Origin of the sequence: Novosphingobium profundi (assembly GCF_018491765.1) — a bacterium.
Classification (GTDB): domain Bacteria; phylum Pseudomonadota; class Alphaproteobacteria; order Sphingomonadales; family Sphingomonadaceae; genus Novosphingobium; species Novosphingobium profundi.
The window spans coordinates 1-18,661 of sequence record NZ_JABWCU010000028.1 but is presented as its reverse complement, the minus strand read 5'-3'; the positions used below and the strand labels follow the sequence as shown (position 1 = coordinate 18,661).

General features: G+C 66.9%; 16 protein-coding genes. 6 read left to right on the top strand and 10 right to left on the bottom strand.

The genetic code is table 11. The features are described 5' to 3' along the window. Positions 1-57 precede the first annotated feature (57 nt). Positions 58-1,392 (bottom strand): sugar MFS transporter, encoded by a 1,335-nt coding sequence (locus HT136_RS23565; protein ID WP_214202290.1) that lies wholly within the window; start codon positions 1,390-1,392, stop codon positions 58-60. 161 nt (positions 1,393-1,553) lie between these two features. Here HT136_RS23565 and HT136_RS23560 point away from each other — a divergent pair, with 161 nt between their 5' ends. Then, on the top strand, positions 1,554-2,693 hold the full coding sequence (locus tag HT136_RS23560) for an aldose epimerase family protein (RefSeq protein WP_214202289.1): 1,140 nt from the start codon (positions 1,554-1,556) through the stop codon (positions 2,691-2,693). A gap of 18 nt (positions 2,694-2,711) precedes the next feature. After that, positions 2,712-4,514, top strand: a complete 1,803-nt coding sequence (locus HT136_RS23555; RefSeq protein ID WP_214202288.1) for an IlvD/Edd family dehydratase — start codon at positions 2,712-2,714, stop codon at positions 4,512-4,514. A gap of 106 nt (positions 4,515-4,620) precedes the next feature. Here HT136_RS23555 and HT136_RS23550 read toward each other — a convergent pair whose 3' ends face one another. Further along, positions 4,621-4,920, bottom strand: coding sequence for a hypothetical protein (locus HT136_RS23550; RefSeq protein ID WP_214202287.1), 300 nt, complete (start codon positions 4,918-4,920; stop codon positions 4,621-4,623). A 163-nt stretch (positions 4,921-5,083) separates the two neighbouring features. Further along, the gene (locus HT136_RS23545; RefSeq protein WP_214202286.1) at positions 5,084-6,115 is read right to left on the bottom strand and encodes a patatin-like phospholipase family protein; all 1,032 of its coding nucleotides are present in this window, start codon (positions 6,113-6,115) and stop codon (positions 5,084-5,086) included. A 176-nt stretch (positions 6,116-6,291) separates the two neighbouring features. Here HT136_RS23545 and HT136_RS23540 point away from each other — a divergent pair, with 176 nt between their 5' ends. Continuing rightward, complete coding sequence (locus HT136_RS23540) at positions 6,292-8,097, top strand: sensor domain-containing diguanylate cyclase (RefSeq protein ID WP_214202285.1); 1,806 nt, start codon at positions 6,292-6,294, stop codon at positions 8,095-8,097. Positions 8,098-8,122: 25 nt separating this feature from the next. On the opposite strand, the gene HT136_RS23535 is transcribed toward HT136_RS23540, so the two are convergent. Further along, positions 8,123-9,169, bottom strand: a complete 1,047-nt coding sequence (locus HT136_RS23535) for a Leu/Phe/Val dehydrogenase (protein WP_214202284.1) — start codon at positions 9,167-9,169, stop codon at positions 8,123-8,125. 123 nt (positions 9,170-9,292) lie between these two features. Here HT136_RS23535 and HT136_RS23530 point away from each other — a divergent pair, with 123 nt between their 5' ends. Then, positions 9,293-9,754, top strand: a complete 462-nt coding sequence (locus tag HT136_RS23530; RefSeq protein ID WP_214202283.1) for an Lrp/AsnC family transcriptional regulator — start codon at positions 9,293-9,295, stop codon at positions 9,752-9,754. Here HT136_RS23530 and HT136_RS23525 read toward each other — a convergent pair. The 3 genes from HT136_RS23525 to HT136_RS23515 form a co-directional block, all read right to left on the bottom strand. Further along, complete coding sequence (locus tag HT136_RS23525) at positions 9,751-11,055, bottom strand: spinster family MFS transporter (protein ID WP_214202282.1); 1,305 nt, start codon at positions 11,053-11,055, stop codon at positions 9,751-9,753. The genes HT136_RS23530 and HT136_RS23525 overlap by 4 nt on opposite strands. A 1-nt stretch (position 11,056) precedes the next feature. Continuing rightward, positions 11,057-11,926: an alpha/beta fold hydrolase gene (locus HT136_RS23520; RefSeq protein ID WP_214202281.1), complete on the bottom strand. Its 870-nt coding sequence runs from the start codon at positions 11,924-11,926 to the stop codon at positions 11,057-11,059. 80 nt (positions 11,927-12,006) lie between these two features. Continuing rightward, complete coding sequence (locus HT136_RS23515) at positions 12,007-14,367, bottom strand: TonB-dependent receptor (RefSeq protein ID WP_214202280.1); 2,361 nt, start codon at positions 14,365-14,367, stop codon at positions 12,007-12,009. Positions 14,368-14,479: 112 nt separating this feature from the next. Between HT136_RS23515 and HT136_RS23510 the strand changes: the two genes are divergently transcribed. Further along, a complete protein-coding gene (locus tag HT136_RS23510) occupies positions 14,480-15,163 on the top strand; it encodes a TetR/AcrR family transcriptional regulator (protein ID WP_214202279.1) in 684 nt (227 codons plus the stop codon). A 118-nt stretch (positions 15,164-15,281) separates the two neighbouring features. Beyond that, positions 15,282-15,920 carry a L,D-transpeptidase family protein gene (locus HT136_RS23505; RefSeq protein WP_214202278.1) on the top strand — a complete coding sequence of 213 codons (639 nt, stop codon included), beginning with the start codon at positions 15,282-15,284 and terminating at the stop codon, positions 15,918-15,920. Positions 15,921-15,923: 3 nt separating this feature from the next. Here HT136_RS23505 and tilS read toward each other — a convergent pair whose 3' ends face one another. From tilS to HT136_RS26555, 3 genes are all read right to left on the bottom strand, one after another. Continuing rightward, entirely contained in the window at positions 15,924-16,931 is a 1,008-nt protein-coding gene (tilS, locus tag HT136_RS23500) for a tRNA lysidine(34) synthetase TilS (protein ID WP_214202277.1), read from the bottom strand. Next, complete coding sequence (locus tag HT136_RS23495) at positions 16,912-17,916, bottom strand: tetratricopeptide repeat protein (RefSeq protein WP_246544286.1); 1,005 nt, start codon at positions 17,914-17,916, stop codon at positions 16,912-16,914. The genes tilS and HT136_RS23495 overlap by 20 nt, the downstream gene beginning before the upstream one ends. 134 nt (positions 17,917-18,050) lie before the next feature. Then, the coding region (locus tag HT136_RS26555) for a DUF4115 domain-containing protein (RefSeq protein ID WP_214202276.1) at positions 18,051-18,661 on the bottom strand (611 nt) is incomplete at its 5' end.

Sequence of the window (18,661 nt, the reverse complement as noted above, 5' to 3'; positions counted from 1 at the left end):
AAAGCCCCGGAAGAGAGGTCTCTTCCGGGGCTTTTTGGTGTCGGCTTCGGGCCTGGCCTATTCGGTGAACGGGCTCTGGTCCTCGACCTGGAGGTCGGGCTCGGCGTGGGTCACCTTGCTGCCCCACAGCGCGTAGAACAGAACGTAAAGTTCGCAGACCGCCGTCAGCAGGAACGAGGTCTGGAGACCATAGTTGTCCGCGATCCAGCCCTGCACGATCACCAGCGCACCGCCTGCGATCGCCATGACCAGAAGGCCCGAGCCTTCCTCGGTCAGCGGACCCAGGCCCTTGATCGCAAGGGTGAAGATGGTCGGGAACATGATCGAGTGGAACAGACCGACGAGGATCAGCGCCCACATCGCGACGGGACCCGAGGCAAAGGTCGTGACCAGCATCACCACGAAGGCGCCGACCGAGAAGACCGCGAGGACCTTGCCCGCGTCAAAAGCCTGCATCACCGCCGAACCGACGAAGCGGCCGATCATCATGCCGCCCCACAACAGCGCGAGGTAGTTGCCAGCCGCCTCGTGGGTCATGTTGCCGATATCGGGGCGCGAGACGAAGTTCACGAAGAGGTTGGCGACGCCGATCTCGGCGATCAGGTAGATGAAGATCGCCGGGATGCCGAACACCAGGTTGCGGTGCTTGAGCAGGTCGGGATTGATCAGGCCCTTGCGCTTCTCCTTCGCCTCGGGCGCGGAGGAGACCATCGCGGGCAGCGGGAAGCGCGCGATGACCACCGCAAGCACCACCAGCACCACTGCAACGAGGCCATAAGGCAGGATTACCGACTGCGCGTCGGCGAGGCGTTCGGCTTCGGTCAACACCGTGCCGACCGCGGCCGTGCCGCCCTTCGAGCGGCCGAGGATGAGATAGGCACCGAACAGCGGGGCAAGCATCGTGCCCGCCGAGTTCATCGCCTGCACCAGGTTGAGGCGCGAGGAAGCGGTCTCGGGCTTGCCGACGACCGCGACGTAAGGGTTCGCCGCCACCTGCAGCAGCGTGATCCCGCTCGCGATGACGAAGAGCATGACCAGCGTCACGCCGTAGGACGGGATCGAGGCCGCGAGCATCATGCCCAGCGCGCCCGCCGCCATGATGAGCAGGCCGATCACCAGCGACTTCTTGTAACCCACCTTCTCGATCAGCTTGGCCGAGGGGATCGAGGCGAAGAAGTAGGCGATGAACCAGACCGATTCGATCAGCGTGGTCTGGGTGTAGCTGAGGTCGAACACGCTCTTGAGGTGCGGCAGCAGCGTATTGTTGATGACCGTGATGAAGCCCCACATGAAAAACAGGCTGGCCAGCAGAGCCAGCGCGGGGCCGTAGCGCACGCCCGAGGCCTGCGCATGCGCCACCGGGGCGCTGGTTGAAGTTCCAACTGAAGGCATGTCGATCCTCTCGTCACATCCGCCGGCGCCGTTGCACGCGATCCGGCTTGCGCTCTTTCTATTTGTCGGACTATATGCAGCCACCGGCCACGTCAATGGCCGACGAAAACCAGACAGAGTCATAATTCGATAGACGAACGGGAGCCAGGATTGTGAGGTTTATGCGCAAGGCATTCATGTCGACGGCCCTGATGGCGCTCTGCGCCACCCACGCGATGCCCGCCCTCGCCGCCGAGGCGAGCCAGCAGGCCGCGGGTACGCTGGACGACGGCACCCAGGTCACTTCGGTCACGCTCACCGCCGACAACGGCGTTTCCGCGACGATTCTCTCGTTCGGCGCGACCTTGTGGAAGTTCATGGCCCCCGACCGCGACGGCAAGGTCGCCGACATCACGCTCGGCTATGATGACCTGCAGTCCTACAAGGACAAGCCCAACTACTGGGGCGCGACGATCGGGCGCTATGCCAATCGCATCGGCAACGCCACCTTCACCCTCGACGGCAAGACCTACCACCTTCCCGCCAACGACCACGGCCAGTCGCTCCACGGCGGCGGCAAGGGCTTCGACGTGCAGAACTGGAAGGTCGAGACGGTCAAGTCCGGTCCGGTTGCGAGCGCGGTCTTCACGCTCACCAGCCCCGATGGCGATTCGGGCTACCCCGGCACGGTCAAGGCGCGCGTCACCTACTCGCTCGACGAGAAGGGCGAACTCAAGATCGTGTTCGATGCGACCACCGACAAGCCGACCATCATCAACATGACCAACCACGCCATCTTCAACATGGCCGGTGAAGGCGCCCCGCAGGGTGCGATGGACAACGTGCTGACGGTTCCCGCAAGCCACTACACGCCGGTCAGCGCCACGCTGATCCCGACCGGCGAACTCGCCGACGTGACGGGCACGCCCTTCGATTTCCGCGCCGGCAAGCCGATGCACGAGGGCCTGCGCGACGGCACCGACCAGCAGATCCTCTACGGCCGCGGCGTCGACCACAACTTCGCGCTCGACAAGGGCCTCACCAAGACGCCCGAACTTGCCGCCCGCCTCGAGGACCCCGCCTCGGGCCGCGTCCTTGAAGTGCTGACGACCGAACCGGGCGTCCAGGTTTACTCCGGCAATTTCCTTGACGGCACTTTTGTCGGCAAGCACGGCCATCTCTACCGCATGGGCGACGGCATTGCGCTCGAACCGCAGAAGTTTCCCGATGCGCCCAACCATTCCAACTTCGCCTCGGCCCGCGTCGATCCCGGCAAGCCCTACCGGCACGTCATGATCTATCGCGTATCGGTCGAGCGTTGATCCAAGGCGAACCCCACGATGACTGATCAGACCAAGCCCAAGCCCAAGCTGCGTTCGCGCGCCTGGTTCGACAACCCCGAGAACATCGACATGACCGCGCTCTACCTCGAGCGCTACCTCAACTTCGGCATCAGCCTGGAAGAGCTGCGCTCGGGCAAGCCGATCATCGGCATCGCCCAGTCGGGCAGCGATCTCTCGCCCTGCAACCGCCACCACCTGGTGCTGGCCGAGCGCGTGCGCGAGGGCATCCGCGAGGCCGGCGGCATCCCGATGGAATTCCCGGTCCACCCGATCCAGGAAACCGGCAAGCGCCCGGGCGCGGCGCTCGACCGCAACCTCGCCTACCTCGGCCTCGTCGAACTGCTTTACGGCTACCCGCTCGACGGCGTGGTGCTGACGATCGGCTGCGACAAGACGACGCCGGCCGCGCTCATGGCCGCAGCCACCGTCAACATCCCGGCGATCGCGCTGTCGGTCGGGCCGATGCTCAACGGCTGGCACAAGGGCGAGCGCACCGGCTCGGGCACGATCGTGTGGAAGGCGCGCGAGATGCTGGCCGCCGGCAAGATCGACGATGAGGGCTTCATCAAGCTCGTCTCCTCCTCGGCGCCGTCGACCGGCTACTGCAACACGATGGGCACGGCGACGACGATGAACTCGCTGACCGAAGCCCTGGGCATGTCGCTGCCCGGCTCGGCCGCGATCCCCGCGCCCTACCGCGACCGCCAGGAATGCGCCTGGCGCACCGGCAAGCGCATCGTCGACATGGTCCACGAGGACCTCAAGCCCTCCGACATCCTGACGCTCGAGGCCTTCCACAACGCGATCGTGGTCAATTCGGCGATCGGCGGCTCGACCAACGCGCCGATCCACCTCGCCGCGCTCGCACGCCACATCGGCGTCGACCTCCCGCTCACCGACTGGGAGGACAAGGGCCACAAGATCCCGCTGCTGGTGAACCTCCAGCCGGCCGGTGAGTACCTCGGCGAGGACTACTACCACGCCGGCGGCGTGCCCGCGGTCGTCGCCCAGCTCATGGGCCAGGGCCTCATCAACGAAGGCGCGATCACCGCCAATGGCCAGACCATCGGCGACAACTGCCGCGACGCCACGATCGAGGATGAGAACGTCATCAAGACCTTCGACGCCCCGCTCAAGAAGGAGGCCGGCTTCATCGTCATGACCGGCAACCTGTTCGACCAGGCGATCATGAAGACCTCGGTGATCTCGGACGAGTTCCGCGCGCGCTACCTCTCGAACCCCGACGATCCCGAGGCCTTCGAGGGCCCGGCCGTGGTCTTCGACGGCCCCGAGGACTACCACGCGCGCATCGACGATCCCTCGGTCGGCATCACCACCGAAACGCTGCTGTTCATGCGCGGCGCCGGGCCGATCGGCTATCCGGGCGCGGCCGAAGTGGTCAACATGCGTCCGCCCAGCTACCTCATCACCGAAGGCGTGGGGGCCCTTCCCTGCATCGGCGACGGACGCCAGTCGGGCACCTCGGGCAGCCCCTCGATCCTCAACGCCTCGCCCGAAGCGGCGGCGATGGGTGGCCTCGCGCTCATCCAGACCGGCGACCGCGTGCGCATGGACCTTCGCAAGGGCCGCGTCGACGTGCTGATCTCGGATGAGGAACTGAGCCAGCGCCGCGCCGACCTCGAGGCGCGCGGTGGCTACCCCTATCCCGCCTCGCAGACCCCCTGGCAGGAAATCCAGCGCGGGATCGTCGGGCAGATGAACACCGGCATGATCCTGGAAGGCACCGAGAAGTTCCAGCGCATCCACCAGACCCGGGGCCTGCCGCGCGACAACCATTGACCCTGTCGCCCCCATGCGGGGTGCGCACCAGACACAAAAGGGCGGCCCATGCGGGTCGCCCTTTTTCGTTCGGCCAGCAATCCGGGGCGCTGCCCCCGCCGCCCGCTCAGGCCTCGATCACCGCGCTGATGCGGTGGAGAAAGGGGTGGTGCGGGGTCGCGCCGTGCTCGACCTGGGTGAAGCGACCATTGTCGATATGCGCCAGTTGCGCCTCGATCGCGGGCACCAGTTCGCCCTCGCGCACGTCGATATGCGCCCGGAACGTACCGTCGAATTCCAGCAGCACGCTCTTCGCGCGGGGGAAAGCATCGCGCAGCCGATCGCGGATTTCGGCCAGTTGTCCGGTCAGCGGCCGGTTGCCGCGATCGTATCCGTTCGCCTCGGTACCATTCGTGTCCTGATCCATGCGTGACGTCCCAAGCCTCCTCGTTGCGCCCTGATTGCGATATGATAAACCAAAACGGAGCCTTTCGGAACGCGGGAACGAGCCGAGATTCCAAGGGAAATCACCCTATTCCCGACCATCGCTCCCGCGCGCCCCGTCGGGCACCCCATCCGGTCCCTTGCGATCAGGGCGCGTAGCGCGCGGCGAGATCGGCGCTGCTGCGTCGACCAAGGTCCTCGCCATGGTCGCGCACCCAGTTCGCGGCCGCCTCGCGCCCCGCCTCGTGCAACTGCAACAGCATGTCCTTGAGCGGCATCATCTTCGAGCCGGCCGGCATCGCCGCCAGCGTCGCCTCGTCGTGGATCTCGTGGACGCGCAGGCGCCGCAGCCGGGCCAGCAACCCCTTGCCGAAAGTCAGCGGCCCCACCTCGTTCTGGATCAGCACCAGCCCGCGCATGTCCTTGACCAGCGTCTGGCTGAACGCCAGTTCGGTCAGACGGTTGGAAATCCCGGCGGCCCCGCGCGGGGTCTCGGCCCGCGACATCGGGTTGATGGTGACCACCATGAGGTCGTCGTTGGGGCTGTTTTGAACCAGCGGGAAGATCGGCGGGTTCGCGCTGTATCCTCCGTCCCAGTAGTCCACTCCCTCGATCGTTACCGGAGGAAAGAGCAGCGGCAGGCAGGCCGAGGCGAGCAGGACTTCGGGAGAAAGCTCTTCGTTGGCGAATATGCGCGCGCTGCCGGTGCGCACGTCGGTCGCCGAAAGAAACAGGCGCGGCGCCTCGTCCGAATGCAGCGCGGCGAAATCGATGTGCTCGACCAGCACCTCGCGCAGCATTTCCTGCGTGCGCGCGCCGAGTTCGGGCGAACTGGGCAAGGTGACGTTGGCGAACATCGAGCTCCACATTTGCGAAATGGCCTCGAACGTGGCGGGAAAGGCCTCCATCATCGGCAGCAGCGGCCCCGCGTCGCGGCCCGAGCGGTGGATCGCCTTCCAGAACGCGCCGAGCGCCGCGCGGGCCCCTTCGCGTCCGCCGGTGACGAGCCCGCTGGCGAAGACCGCCGCGTTGATCGCCCCCGCACTTGCCCCGCTGAGCGCCGAAATCCAGATGCGCTCCTCCTCGAGGAGGCGCTCGAGCACGCCCCAGGTGAATGCGCCGTGCGCGCCTCCCCCCTGCAGGGCGAGGTCCAATCCGATATTGCGCGTCGATGGCATTGCGGAACCCTTTGCCGTGTTGGTCGAGCAGACTAGCGGGGCATGTCCGACGCGACAATGACAGCGAAGGAGCGGTGCTTTTGAATTGCCTCCTGATCTGGCACAATGCCTTGACTTGTCGGCGCGATCACGGTCCTGTTTATGTGAATTTAACCGTCCTGATGGGAATGTTCCCCATGCGCATCGGCCAACGCCTCTTTGACTTTGTCGGCACCCTGCCCCTGGCCGTGGGGCTGGCCTATTTCGTCTGTGCGGCGGCGGCGCTCTATGTCACCGGGGGCAGCGACGGGGTCGCCACGGTCTGGCCCGCGAGCGGGGTCTCGATCGCGGGCCTGCTTCTCGCCCCGCCACGCCAGCGCGGCGCGGTTTACCTCGCAATCGCGGCGGGCAGCCTCGCCGCCAATCTCCTGGCTGGCCTTGGCCTCTACTACACTCTCGCTTTTACCGCCGCAAACGTGGCCGAAGCCACGATCGGCTACTTGTGCATCCGCCACATCAACCGTGACAGCGAAACGGTCTACAACCCCTTGAGCGTGGTCGAATTCTGTCTGGCCGCCTTGCTCACCGGCACGCTTAGCGGAGCGATCGCCACCGCGTTTACCGGGGGAGGCCTGGGCCTCATGTTCCTCTCCTGGGCCACCACGGTGAGCCTTGGCATCATGATCGTGGTGCCGCTGGCGCTCAACATTTCCGTCAACTACGCCGGACTGCGCAGCATTCTTCAGGCAAACTGGCTGCTACCGCTGCTGATCCTGCTGCTCGTAGGGGCGATTACCTATACGGTCTTCAACCAGACAACCTTCCCTCTGCTGTTCCTGCCGCTCATGGCGGTGATCGTGGCGACCTATCTGGTCGGCCCGAACGGAGCCCTGGCCAGCATCCTGATCATCGCGGTCATCGGTTCGCACAAGACCCTCCAACACAGCGGTCCGATCCACTTGATGCGCGAACACGATCCGATCGGCGCGACGCTGTTCCTGCAGTTTTACCTCTTCGCGCTGCTGCTTTCCTCGCTGCCGCTGGCCGCCCTGCTCAACGCGCGCGACCGGGTGATCACCCAGGTCAGCCGTGCGAACCGCTGGCTCGCGATGTCCGAGCACATCGCCCATGTTGGCCACTGGCGGCTCGATCTCGCGCGGGAGGAAGTGTTCTGGTCGGACGAAGTTTTTCGCATCCACGGGCTCTCGCCCGGTGCGCCCCCGCCACTCGACGGCGCCATCGGGTTCTATCACCCCGATGATCGCGACAAGGTACGCCAGTATCTCGCCGCGCTGGTCGAGACCTATGAACCCTTCGAGTTCGAAGCGCGCCTGATCACGGCCGCCGGCATCGAACGCTACGTGCGCAGCCTGGGCGAAGTGGAGCGCAATACCAAGGGCGAACCCATCGGGCTTTTCGGTATCTTCCAGGACGTGACCGAGCGCACGCTCGCCACCCAGCGCCTCGCCGCCGCGCACAAGCGCGCCGAGGAACAGGCCGACTACGCGATGATCCTTGCGCAGACGGATTCGCTGACCGGTATCGCCAACCGCCGCAACGCGATCGGCGTGTTGGGCAGCGAGTTGGAAAAGGCCCATGACCAACACAGCGCGCTCAGCGTCGCGATCCTCGACATCGACCATTTCAAGAGCATCAACGACAATTTCGGCCATGCCGCCGGTGACGCCGTGATCCGCCAGGTGGCCCAGCTATGCCAGGGCATGATCCGGACCAGCGACCTCGCGGGCCGGATCGGAGGCGAGGAATTCGTGCTGATCCTGCCCGGATCGGATGCCGACAGCGCCCGGATCGTCGGCGAGCGCCTGCGCCTCGCTATCGAGAATGCGCAATGGCCAGAAGATGGGCCTGAACACGTCACCGCCAGCATCGGGCTTGCCACGCTGGGGACCGCGCAAAGCGCCGAACAATTCCTCGCCGAAGCCGACGCCGCGCTCTACCGGGCCAAACGCGAAGGCCGCAACCGGTTGAGGGTCGCGGCCTGATATCGCCTGGGCAATCCGTATCGCCTCAGGCGGCGACGGGGCTGCGCATCTTTCCTTCGGCCTCGCGATCAGCGACGGCCGACGTGGTCAGCCCCTCGGCGGCTGCCATCTCGAGGATCGATGCCGTACGCGGCCCGATCGCGAGCACGCGTCCGCGCACCTCGTCCTCGCTCTCGCCGAGGTATTCGGCCGCGACATTGATGATGCCGCCCGCGTTGACGACGTAGTCGGGCGCATAGAGGATCGCACGCGCGGTCAGCGCCTCGGCCATCTCGGGCGTCGCCAGCTGGTTGTTGGCCGCGCCGCACACGAGGCCGGCCTTGAGGCCGGCCACCGTCGCCGCGTCGAGCGCTCCGCCCAGCGCGCAAGGCGCGAAGACGTCACAGTCCACGCCCGCGATCTCGGCGATCGAGGCCACCTGCCCCCCCAGTTCAGCCGCCAGAGCCTCGGCACGCGCGGTGTCGATGTCGGCCAGCACGAGCCTGGCACCCTCGTCCGCCAGCAGGCGGGCAAGCCGGCCACCGACGCTGCCCACGCCCTGCACGGCGACAGTCGAACCGGCCAGCGAGGTACCGAAGCGCACCCTTGCAGCGGCCTTCATCGCCTCGAACACGCCGAGGGCCGTCCAGGGCGACGGGTCGCCGCCCGCGAAGCCGGGGCGCGCGGTGCGCCCGGCGACGTGGCGGGTGTGGAGCGCGATCGCTTCCATGTCGGCGATCATGGTGCCCACGTCCTCGGCGGTGACATAGCGCCCGCCGAGACGGTCGACCGCCTCGCCGAAAGCCTCGAACAGTGCCTTGCGGTCGAACGCGCCGGCGGGGCGGCGGATGACGGCCTTGCCGCCACCCAGCGGCAGCTCGGCCGAGGCATTCTTGTAGCTCATCCCCTCGGCAAGGCGCATCGCGTCGGCAAGCGCAGCTTCGGGAGCGTCGTAAGTCCAGAAGCGGCAACCGCCCGCGGCCGGACCGCGCGCAGTGGAGTGAATCACGATGAACCCGTCGAGCCCGGCCTTCGTGTCTTCGAGACGGATGCATTCCTCGGGCACCGAGCGCGTTGCGGCGACGACCATCATTTCACTCCTTGGATTGGACAGTTCCATGATGCCCCATCCCCGCGGGTAAATCTTTCCTGATTGCGGCGCATTCCGGTCACCGGCGGGTTGGAACATTCCCCAAACAGGCGTATCGGGAAAAATATGTCCGACCTTGACCCCTACGAGCGAAAAATTCTCCGCGAACTGCAACGCAATGCGAGCCAGACCACGGCCGAGATCGCCGAGAAGGTCGGGCTCTCCTCCTCACCGTGCTGGCGGCGGATCGACCGCATGGAGCGCGAAGGCATCATCCAGCGCCGCGTGGCCATCGTCGACCGCGAGAAAGTCGGGCTCAACGCGCATGTCTTCGTGCAGGTCAAGCTCAACGCCCACGGCCGCGCCAACCTTGACGAATTCGCCAGCCAGATCCGCGAGTTTCCCGAGGTGCTCGACTGCTACGTGATGATGGGCTCGATCGACTTCATGATCCGCGTGGTCGCCGAAGACATCATGGCCTACGAACGCTTCTTCTTCGGCAAGCTCTCGCAGCTTCCGGGCGTGCAGGAAGTGAATTCGATCGTGGCGCTCTCGCAGATCAAGTCCACCACCGAACTGCCGATCTAGGCTGCCTTTTCACGCACCCATTCGCGCCGCAGGAAGGGCCCTGCAAGGCCCATCAAGAGCGCGGCAAGAAGGTAGAGGACAAGCGCGAAAAGCATCGACATGCGCAAGGCTTCCTGCCCATAGACCGGGGTCAGCGCGGTAGACAGCGCGCCAAGAGCGTAAATGCCGCCGCCAAGACCGATGAGGTTGTTGATCAGCAGGAACAGCGCGGAGGCGGTCGCACGCGCGGGCGGCTCGACAAGGTGCTGGATCGCCGAAGTCACCGGCCCCAGCCAGACATAAGCGAGCGCCTGGGGGACGAGGAACAGCAGGAACGCGAAGGCGACGCTCGAGGTCCAGATCCCGGCGGCGAAGAGCGGCACCGCGACAATGTAGGCGCAGGCGGGAACCCAGCCGTAGAAGGCCCGGTCGGCCTTGCCGAGGCGATCGGCCAGTACCCCGCCCAGCATCACGCCCGCGGTTCCCCCGATCAGCAGCACCGCCCCGATGAACCAGGAGGTGTGCACGAGGTCGAGCGCGAAGCTGCGCTGGAGCAGGCTCGGCAACCAGAAGGCGAGCCCATAGCCGAGCATCGAGCTCGAGGCCGCACCGAAGCTCAGCAGCCAGAACCCCGGCTTGCGCACGAGGACAGCGGCGACGGCGCGCAAGGTCGGCCCCTGCGGTGCCTCGGCCGAAGGCGCGGGCCGCGGCGTGTCGCGCACGACGAGGCGGAACAGCGGCGCGATCACCAGGCCGCACAGGCCCACCACCGCGAAGGCCCAGCGCCAGTTGACCGTGGCCGCGACGTAGCCCCCCGCAAGCACACCGGCGGCCGAGCCGAGCGGGATTCCCAGCGAATAGACCGAAAGCGCGAAGGCGCGCCGCTCGGACGGGAAATGGTCGCCGATCACCGCGTAGGACGGCGCCACGCCGCCCGCCTCCCCGATGCCGACGCCGAGGCGCGCGAGGAAGATGTGCCAGAACCCCTGCGCCAGACCGCAAAGCGCGGTGAAGGCGCTCCAGCACACCAGCGAACCGGTGATCACCCAGGAGCGGCTGGTCCGGTCGGCCAGCGAGGCAAGCGGCACCCCCAGCGTCGAATAGAGGATCGCGAAGGCGAGCCCGCCCAGCAGCCCCATCTGCGCGTCGCTGAGGTCCAGTTCGGCCTGGATCGGCGCGGCCAGGATCGCCAGGATCTGGCGGTCGACGAAATTGAAGATGTAGACCAGGAGCAGCATGGCCAGCACCAGGTTGGGTGAGGCGCTGCGGCGCGCATGGGACGCCGTCCGGGCGGGCGTTTGTGTCGATGTCGAAGCGGCCATGTCAGCCCACATGCTCCTTGAAGAACGCGAGGATCGCCGTGGTCGCCGGCGCCTCGTCAAGGATCGGCGCGTGGCCGACGCGCGGCACCTCGACCGAGCCATAGGGCCCCGAATGCCGCTTGGCCATCTCGGCAACGGTCCGCGCGCTCAGGAGATCGGACAAGGCCCCGCGCAGGACCAGCACCGGCAGCGCGTCGAGCGCGTCCCACAAGGGCCACAAGTCGGGCGGGATCACGGTTGCCTCCTCCCCCGAGACGCCCTTCGAGATCGCCGGATCGTAGGCAAAGGAGACCGTGCCGTCAGGGTTCTGCGCACAGGTCCGGCGCGCGAAAGCCAGCCAGTCGGCCTGCCCGAAATCGGGGAAGGCCTCGGCATTGATCGCGCGGCACCGCGCCGCCGCCGCCGTCCAGTCCGCCATGGCCCCGCCCGGCCCGACATAGCCCTGGATACGTTCGAGCCCCGCAGCCTCGATCACCGGGCCGATGTCGTTGAAGACGAAAGCCGTCGCGAAACCGGGCCGCATCGCTTGCATGGCGAGTGCCATCAGCCCTCCCATCGACGTGCCGATCACCCCGCAGCGCGCGATGGAGAGCCCATCGAGCAGCGCGAACATGTCCGCACAATAGACCTCGGGACGGTACTGGCCGGGATCGGGGTCCCATTGCGAGAGACCCCGCCCGCGCTGGTCGGGCACGATCAGGCGGTATCGGCCGCCGAGGTGCTTCACGAGAGGTTCGAAATCGGCGCTGTTGCGCGTCAGCCCATGCATCAGCAGGAGGACGGGAGCCTCGGCGCGCGCGGCCGGATAGTCGCGTGCGACCAGCTCAAGCCGCCCGCAGGCGCTGCGATAACGGTGGAGCGCGTAGTCCATCGGCGCGATCTCCCTTAATTCATGGACATGACATTGCGGACAGCGGGGACGGCGCCGGACCGGCGCCGTCCCTGCCCCCCTCAGAACATCAGGGTGCCGGTCACGAAGACCTGGCGCGGGTTGCCGTAGTACGCGGTCAGTGTACCTTCCTTGCCCAACGTCGAGGTCAAGGGATCGACCAGTGCACCGGTGAGCGGGTTTGTGGCCATGAAGGTGTAGCCCGAGGTCTTGTAGCGCTTGTCGGTCAGGTTCTTGCCGTGGACACCCAGGCTCCACCGGCCACCCGGCGCGGTGTAGACGAGGCTCGCGTCGAGCAGCGCGTAGGCGCCCTGGTCGAGATAGGGGTTGGGTACCTCGAACTGGTAGGTCTTGCTCTTGAACGAGAGCGAGGAACTGAGCGAGAGATCGCCATCGCCCAGCGGCGTGTCGTAGCCCAGCGTGCCGCTCGCGGTCCATTCGGGGGTATTCTGGATCTTGCGGTAGTCGGCAACGTCGGTCGGCGTGCTGGCGATGTTCGCGATGTATTCGGTGTAGCGTGCGTTGATCCAGCCAAGCGAACCCGCCAGCGTCACGCGGTCTCCGCTCGACGCCAAATCACGCGCGAGCGTGGCGTTGGTCTCGAACTCGATGCCGTCGATCTTGGCCTTGCCCGCATTGGTGATGATGCCGCAGAATGAGGGCAGACCCGACACCGTACACCCCGCCGAACCCGGGATCTGCACGTCGGTGTAGTCCATGTGGAACGCGGCCAGCGCGACGTAGAGGTCGCCGCCCATGAGATTGCCCTTGTAGCCGATCTCGTAGCTGTTCACGCTTTCGGGCTTGAAGCTCAGGTAATCGGCGATTTCCCCATCGTTGGGAATGCCGCTGGCGTTGCTGGTCGGCGCGTTGACGCCCACGCCGCGCGGGTCGAAGCCGCCGCCCTTGAAGCCCTGGCTGAAGCCGCCGTAGATGTTGTGGTCGGGGCTGGGCTTGAACGAGAGCGAGATGCGTGGGGTGAACTTCTTGAACACCGCCGAGCCGGTAAAGTCGGTGCTCGGCCCGCCGAACGGAATGCCCGCGCCGCCGAACACCGGAGACCCGCCGCCGAGGTAGCTCTGGCGCAGGATCGAGGCGCTGCGCTTGTCCCAGGTGTAGCGCCCGCCCGCCGAAAGGCTGAGCTGGTCGGTCAGCGCCAGGGTGAAGTCGCCGAAGACGGCCCAGGTGTCGGTGTCGACGTCGGCCTGGGTGAAGGCGGTCAGGCCGGCGAAGTTGTTGAAGATGCGTACGTCGAACTGGGTGTCGGCGCTCGCGGTCAGGTAGTAGAACCCGACCAGCGCCTGAAGCGCTCCGCCGTTGTCGTACTGGACCTGGAATTCCTGGCTGAGCTGCTCGTTGCGGTAGTAGGCCGGAACGTCGAGGTCGACCGAGGGCAGCGCGTCGAAGTCGATCGGCGAGGCGCTGTCGTCCTTGCGCCAGGCGCTGATCGAATTGAAGGTCAGCGCGTCCGAAAGCTCGGCGGTCGCGTTGATCGCCAGGCCATAGGCCTCGACGTATTGTTTCGGGTCCTCGAGCCCGCCTTGCGTGTCGTAGACGTCCTTGAGCACCGGGGTTCCGCTCAGCATGCCCGGGATCAGGCGATGGCCACCGCGCGCGTTCGAATTGTCCTTGGTGTAGTCGCCCGAGATCTTGATCAGCACCGGTTCGCCATGGCCGCCGATCTCGATCCCGGCGCGCCCGGCCCAGATGTCCTTGTTGTAGTTCTCCTCACCCGTGGTCAGGTTCTTGCCGAAGCCACCGCGCGACAGCCGCGCGGCCGACCCGCCCACGCGGATAAGGTCGGTGAGCGGCGCCGAGCCCGTCACCACGAGGTCGGCCTGGTCGTAAGTGCCCAGCGTTCCGCGCACCTTGAGCGAGGGTTCGAGCGGCATCTGCCGGGTCACGTACTTGACCGCACCACCGATGGTGTTGCGCCCGTAGAGCGTGCCCTGCGGCCCGCGCAGGACTTCGATCCGTTCGACGTCGTAGATGTCGAGCACGGCGGCCTGCGGGCGGTTGAGGTAGACGTCGTCGAGATAAATGCCCACGCCCTGCTCGAAGCCCGAAACCGGGTCCTGCTGGCCGATACCGCGAATGAAGGCCGAAAGCGTGGAATTGGTCCCGCGCGAGGGCTCGAGCGTCACGTTGGGCGCCGATTGCGCGATCTCGGTGACGTCCAGCGCACCGGACTTGGCCAGTTGTTCGCCACTGAAGCTGGTGACCGCGATCGGTACATCGACCAGGCGCTCCTCGCGTCGGCGCGCGGTGACGATGATCGCGCCGCCGGTGGCTTCCGGAGCGCTTTCGGCCCGGCTGTCCTCATCCGTGGCCTCCTGCGCCAGTGCCGGTATCGAAAGGCCCCCCAGCCCCGCGCAAAGCGCCAGTGCACTGGCTTCCAGAACGCCCAATCGCGCCTTGGTCATAGCATTCACTCCCAATGAACCATTCTTGTTGAGCTCATGCATATTGATAGTTGAACCACGTTTCAACTCCAAACATTTGCCAAGCCTTCACAGACCGTTTAGCTGTTGCCTGGTGAGCACACAGGATCCCCCCTCCCCTCCCCGCACACCCGCTACCGGCGACGCCCCTGGCGATTCGCCTGCGGGGCAGGACAAAGTTCCGCGCACCGAGCGCGGACGGCGGACCCGGCGCAAACTTATCGATGCCGCGGCCATCGAGTTCGGCGAACGCGGTTTCCACGAGGCCTCGATCACCGGCATCACGCAGCGCGCGGGAACGGCCCTGGGCAGTTTCTACACCTACTTCGATTCCAAGGACGAGATCTATCGCGCGCTGGTCGACGACCTCAGCGCCCGCGTGCGCGAAGCCGCGCGCGAATCGCGTCGTTCGGACCTTCCCGCCCTCGAGGCCGAGCGCGTGGCGCTCACCAACTTCCTCAAGTTCGCGGGCGAGCACAAGGAGATCTACCGGATCATCGACGAGTGCGAATTCGTCGACCCGGCCACCTTCCGCGCGCACTACGAAGGCACGGCAAGGCGCATCTTCGAGCGTCTGGGCGAAGGCGCACGCAAAGGCGAGCTGCGCGCCGACATCGAGGAGGCGCACGCCTGGGCGATCATGGGCATGAACGTGTTCCTGGGCCTTCGCTATGCGGTGTGGACACAGGACCGCGCGCCCAACGAGGTTGCCGAGATTGCCAATGCCCTCTTGCGCCAAGGCCTGATTCCGCCCACCGAACCGAGTGGGGACACCTGATCCCGCTACGGGACACCCCCTAGTCTGGCGCTGGAAATCCCGGCATCAATTTGCGATTAGCCTTGTCTGACTGGAAAACAGCGGTGTCGCACAAGCGCGGGAAAGAGACCGACCACACGTGAGCTCACGAATTCTCCTCGTCTCGGGTGTTCTTGCCCTCGCGGCGATCGGCACCGTCATCGTGCTTGCCAGCGCGCCGGAAGCGGCGCAGACCCCGCGCATCGCGGCGAATACGACGCCCACGCGTCCGGTAGCCACGCCCCCCAGCCCGGCACCCGCCACGCCAGACCAGCCCTTCGTGATCAAGCGCATCCTGCCGATCAAGGGGCCCATCAAGTACGGCGAATGGCACTGGGACGAGAGCGGCGTCCCCGATGGACCGCTGGTCATCACCGTCGACCTCGACGCGCGGGTGCTCTCGGTCTTCCGCAATGGCTATGAAATCGGTGCCACCGCGGTCCTTCTCGGCGACCAGGACAAGCCCACACCTACCGGCGTCTTCCCGATCACCGAGAAGGACATCGACCACGTCTCGAACATCTACACCGGCGCGCCGATGCCCTACATGCAGCGCCTGACCAACGACGGGGTCTCGCTGCACGGCTCGAAAGTGGAGAAGGGCTACGCCAGCCACGGCTGCGTGGGGATTCCCAATCCCTTCGCCGCCAAGCTTTTCGCAATCACCCGGCTGGGCGACAAGGTCTACATCACCCGCGGCAAGCAGGTGGGCCTGGGCGACGATCTCGTCGGGAGCTGAAGCTCAGCCCTTGCCGGGAGCCTTGGGCGCACGACGCGGGGCCTTGGCGAAACTCCAGCCGCCCGCATTGGGCCGCACGACGAGGTTGCCGATCGAGGCGGGCTGCCCTTCGCACAGGCTCTCGAACAGCCGCGCGATCGCGCTTCCACGCGTATCCTGCCCATCGAGCTCGGTCACGATCCGGGCCAGCACACGCAGCGCCACCGCGCGCGGGGCCTGCGGCTTGTAGCGCAATCCCATCGGCTCGCGCTTGACGCACGAGCGGTACTCGAGGTCGGCCATCCAGGCCAGCGCGGCATCGGCATCGGCGAGATGCGCGGCCGACTGCGCAACAGCCACGACGTCGATCCAGTCGGCTTCGGCAAGGGCCTGGCGCAGCCGTACCCGATCGTAGCGCGCATCGCGGTTGCTGGGATCCTGCGCCGGCTCGACTCCCGCCTGCGCCACGACCTCGGCCAGTTCGGCGCGGCGCCAGCCGAGCAGCGGGCGCAGCAGGGGAATCGCGGTCTCGGGCACACGCCCGACCGCGCGCGTGCCCGCAAGCCCTGCCACCCCACTCGCGCGGTTGAGGCGCATGAGCAGGGTCTCGGCCTGGTCGTCGGCGTGGTGGGCGGTGGCAAGCGCGGCAAGGCCGCGCGCCTCGATCCAGCCCGCCAAGGCCGCGTAGCGCGCCGCGCGGGCCATCGACTGGACATTGCCCTCGCCCACTTCGACGGTCAGGATCGCGTGGGGCACACCAAGGCGCGCGCAAAGTGCACCGACGTCGGCGGCTTCCTGCGCGCTTTCGGCGCGAAGGCCATGGTCGACCGTCGCGGCCTCGATCCGTCCGGGGAAGGCCGAAGCGGCGAGCAGCAGCATCGCAAGGCTGTCAGGCCCACCCGAAACGGCGAGACCCAGCCGCGCTTCACGCTCGGCCGCGCCCCAGTGCCAAAGCACGGCCAGATCGGTGCGAAACCGCTCGACCGGCTCGGGCGCGAGGATCACGTGCGAATCAGTTGCAGTCGAGCCCATTGCGCGTGCTCGCGTAGAGCGAATTCAGACGCCCGGCCGCCTCGGCCGCGTAGGTCTGGCTGAATTCGGCCAGGGCGATGCAGGCGCGCTTGGAGTCCTTGAGCTGCTTCATCGAGATCGCGAGGTACAGCAAGCTGTCGGCCGCGCGCGCACCGCGCTTGTCGGCCTGGTAGTTCTGCAGGAACCACTTGGCCGCCTCGGACGGGTTCTTGTCGTCGAGCCAGGCCCGGCCGAGCAGGTTGCGACCGTAGCTGACCTTGGCATCACTGGGATACTTCTCGAGGTAAATCTTGAGCTGCTGGCGCGCCTCGGGGAAGTAGCCCGCGTCCCACAGACGGAACCCGTAAGTATACTCATCGTCGCCCGGATTGCCGGTCTGCGGCTTTTCGACCGCCTGCACGCCAGCAAGACGCGCGCCCGAAGCCGGGGCCGGCGTCGCGGCCGGGGTGCTTGCGGCAGGCCGCGTCGGCGCGGGAGTGGGAGCGGGGCGCGTCGTGGCCGCGGCGGGAGCGCCGCCGATCACGCCCAGCGTCGATGCGGGAGCTTGCGGCGCGGGCGCTTCGCCCGGCGTGGCTTGCGGCATCGGTGCCGGCTGCATCCCGGCCGCGACCTTCTGTTCGAGGACCGACAGGCGGTTGGTGTTCTGTTCGACCTGCGAGGTCAGCCGCGCCATCTGCGCCTCGACCGCGTCCATGCGCGAGAGGAGGTCGGTGACCGGCGTGCTGGTCGCCGTCTGCGTCGGGGCAGGCGTCGCGGCGGGCGCGGTGATCTGCGGTTCGAAGAACGTGCCGTCGCCGCCCGGGAAGACCTTGCGCTGAAGCGCGCGCACTTCGGATTCGACCTTGCGCAGACGGGCATCGGCATTGTCCTGCGCGATTACCGAAGTCGGGCTCGTCGAAGCCAGCAGCGCCACGCCAAGCGCGACAAGGGCCGAGGTGCGCGGGAGCATCCGCATCACCGGGCGTTTCACACGATACGCAATCATCGCCTAAATCATCTCCGTCACTGGAGCCCCAGGGCCCGCGCCCGGCTCTGATGGCGGCACGGGATGGAACGGGGCATTAACCAAGGGCGACAGACCGCCTGCTTGCCGCAAGCGCGAGCCCCTGTCGAGGTTCGCTAGTTGGAAGTGGTGGATACCGCTGCGCTCGTGACGCTGGGCGGCAGCAACGATTCCGGCGTTCCGCTGGCGCTCGGCACCGCCGAGGCAGGCCGATCCGCCGAGCTGCTCGCACGCGGGCGCGGGCTTGAAGGCGGCGTCGACCGGCGCGCAGGCGTCACTGCCGGGGCTGGCGTGCGGACCGGCGCGGTCGGAGCCGCAACCGGGGTCGTGCCCGGCGCGGGCGTGCTCGCCGGGGCCGCGGGCGCGGGAGCTGCCCCCTGCCCTTGCAGCGCGGCCGGAGTAAGCAGCACACCCGAAACCGTCTCGGGCTTGTCCGAAAGCAGGGGAAGCGCCTTGCCACCCACGCTGATCTGGAGCGCGTCGGGGCGCGCGGTGCGCAACTTGGGCTCCTTGGCATCGGCCGGCACGGTCCAGCTCTCGCCCCGCGCCAGAACGGTCTCGACCAGCGTCTTGCCGTCGCCGTCGGTCACGCGCAGCCAGATCTGGTCGGCGTTCGAGGTCAGCACCACGTCGACGTCATAGGCGAGCAGGCGGGTCTGCGCGCCCGGGCCGTCGTCGTCGGTGTCGAGCATGCCAAACAGCTTGATGGTCAGGCTGTCGGTGGGCT

Excerpts from the sequence above, each read along its gene's own strand:
- HT136_RS23565 (WP_214202290.1), bottom strand. The coding sequence starts at position 1,392 with ATGCCTTCAGTTGGAACTTCAACCAGCGCCCCGGTGGCGCATGCGCAG.
- HT136_RS23560 (WP_214202289.1), top strand. The coding sequence starts at position 1,554 with ATGCGCAAGGCATTCATGTCGACGGCCCTGATGGCGCTCTGCGCCACC.
- HT136_RS23555 (WP_214202288.1), top strand. The coding sequence starts at position 2,712 with ATGACTGATCAGACCAAGCCCAAGCCCAAGCTGCGTTCGCGCGCCTGG.
- HT136_RS23550 (WP_214202287.1), bottom strand. The coding sequence starts at position 4,920 with ATGGATCAGGACACGAATGGTACCGAGGCGAACGGATACGATCGCGGC.
- HT136_RS23545 (WP_214202286.1), bottom strand. The coding sequence starts at position 6,115 with ATGCCATCGACGCGCAATATCGGATTGGACCTCGCCCTGCAGGGGGGA.
- HT136_RS23540 (WP_214202285.1), top strand. The coding sequence starts at position 6,292 with ATGCGCATCGGCCAACGCCTCTTTGACTTTGTCGGCACCCTGCCCCTG.
- HT136_RS23535 (WP_214202284.1), bottom strand. The coding sequence starts at position 9,169 with ATGATGGTCGTCGCCGCAACGCGCTCGGTGCCCGAGGAATGCATCCGT.
- HT136_RS23530 (WP_214202283.1), top strand. The coding sequence starts at position 9,293 with ATGTCCGACCTTGACCCCTACGAGCGAAAAATTCTCCGCGAACTGCAA.
- HT136_RS23525 (WP_214202282.1), bottom strand. The coding sequence starts at position 11,055 with ATGGCCGCTTCGACATCGACACAAACGCCCGCCCGGACGGCGTCCCAT.
- HT136_RS23520 (WP_214202281.1), bottom strand. The coding sequence starts at position 11,926 with ATGGACTACGCGCTCCACCGTTATCGCAGCGCCTGCGGGCGGCTTGAG.
- HT136_RS23515 (WP_214202280.1), bottom strand. The coding sequence starts at position 14,367 with ATGACCAAGGCGCGATTGGGCGTTCTGGAAGCCAGTGCACTGGCGCTT.
- tilS (WP_214202277.1), bottom strand. The coding sequence starts at position 16,931 with ATGGGCTCGACTGCAACTGATTCGCACGTGATCCTCGCGCCCGAGCCG.
- HT136_RS23495 (WP_246544286.1), bottom strand. The coding sequence starts at position 17,916 with ATGATTGCGTATCGTGTGAAACGCCCGGTGATGCGGATGCTCCCGCGC.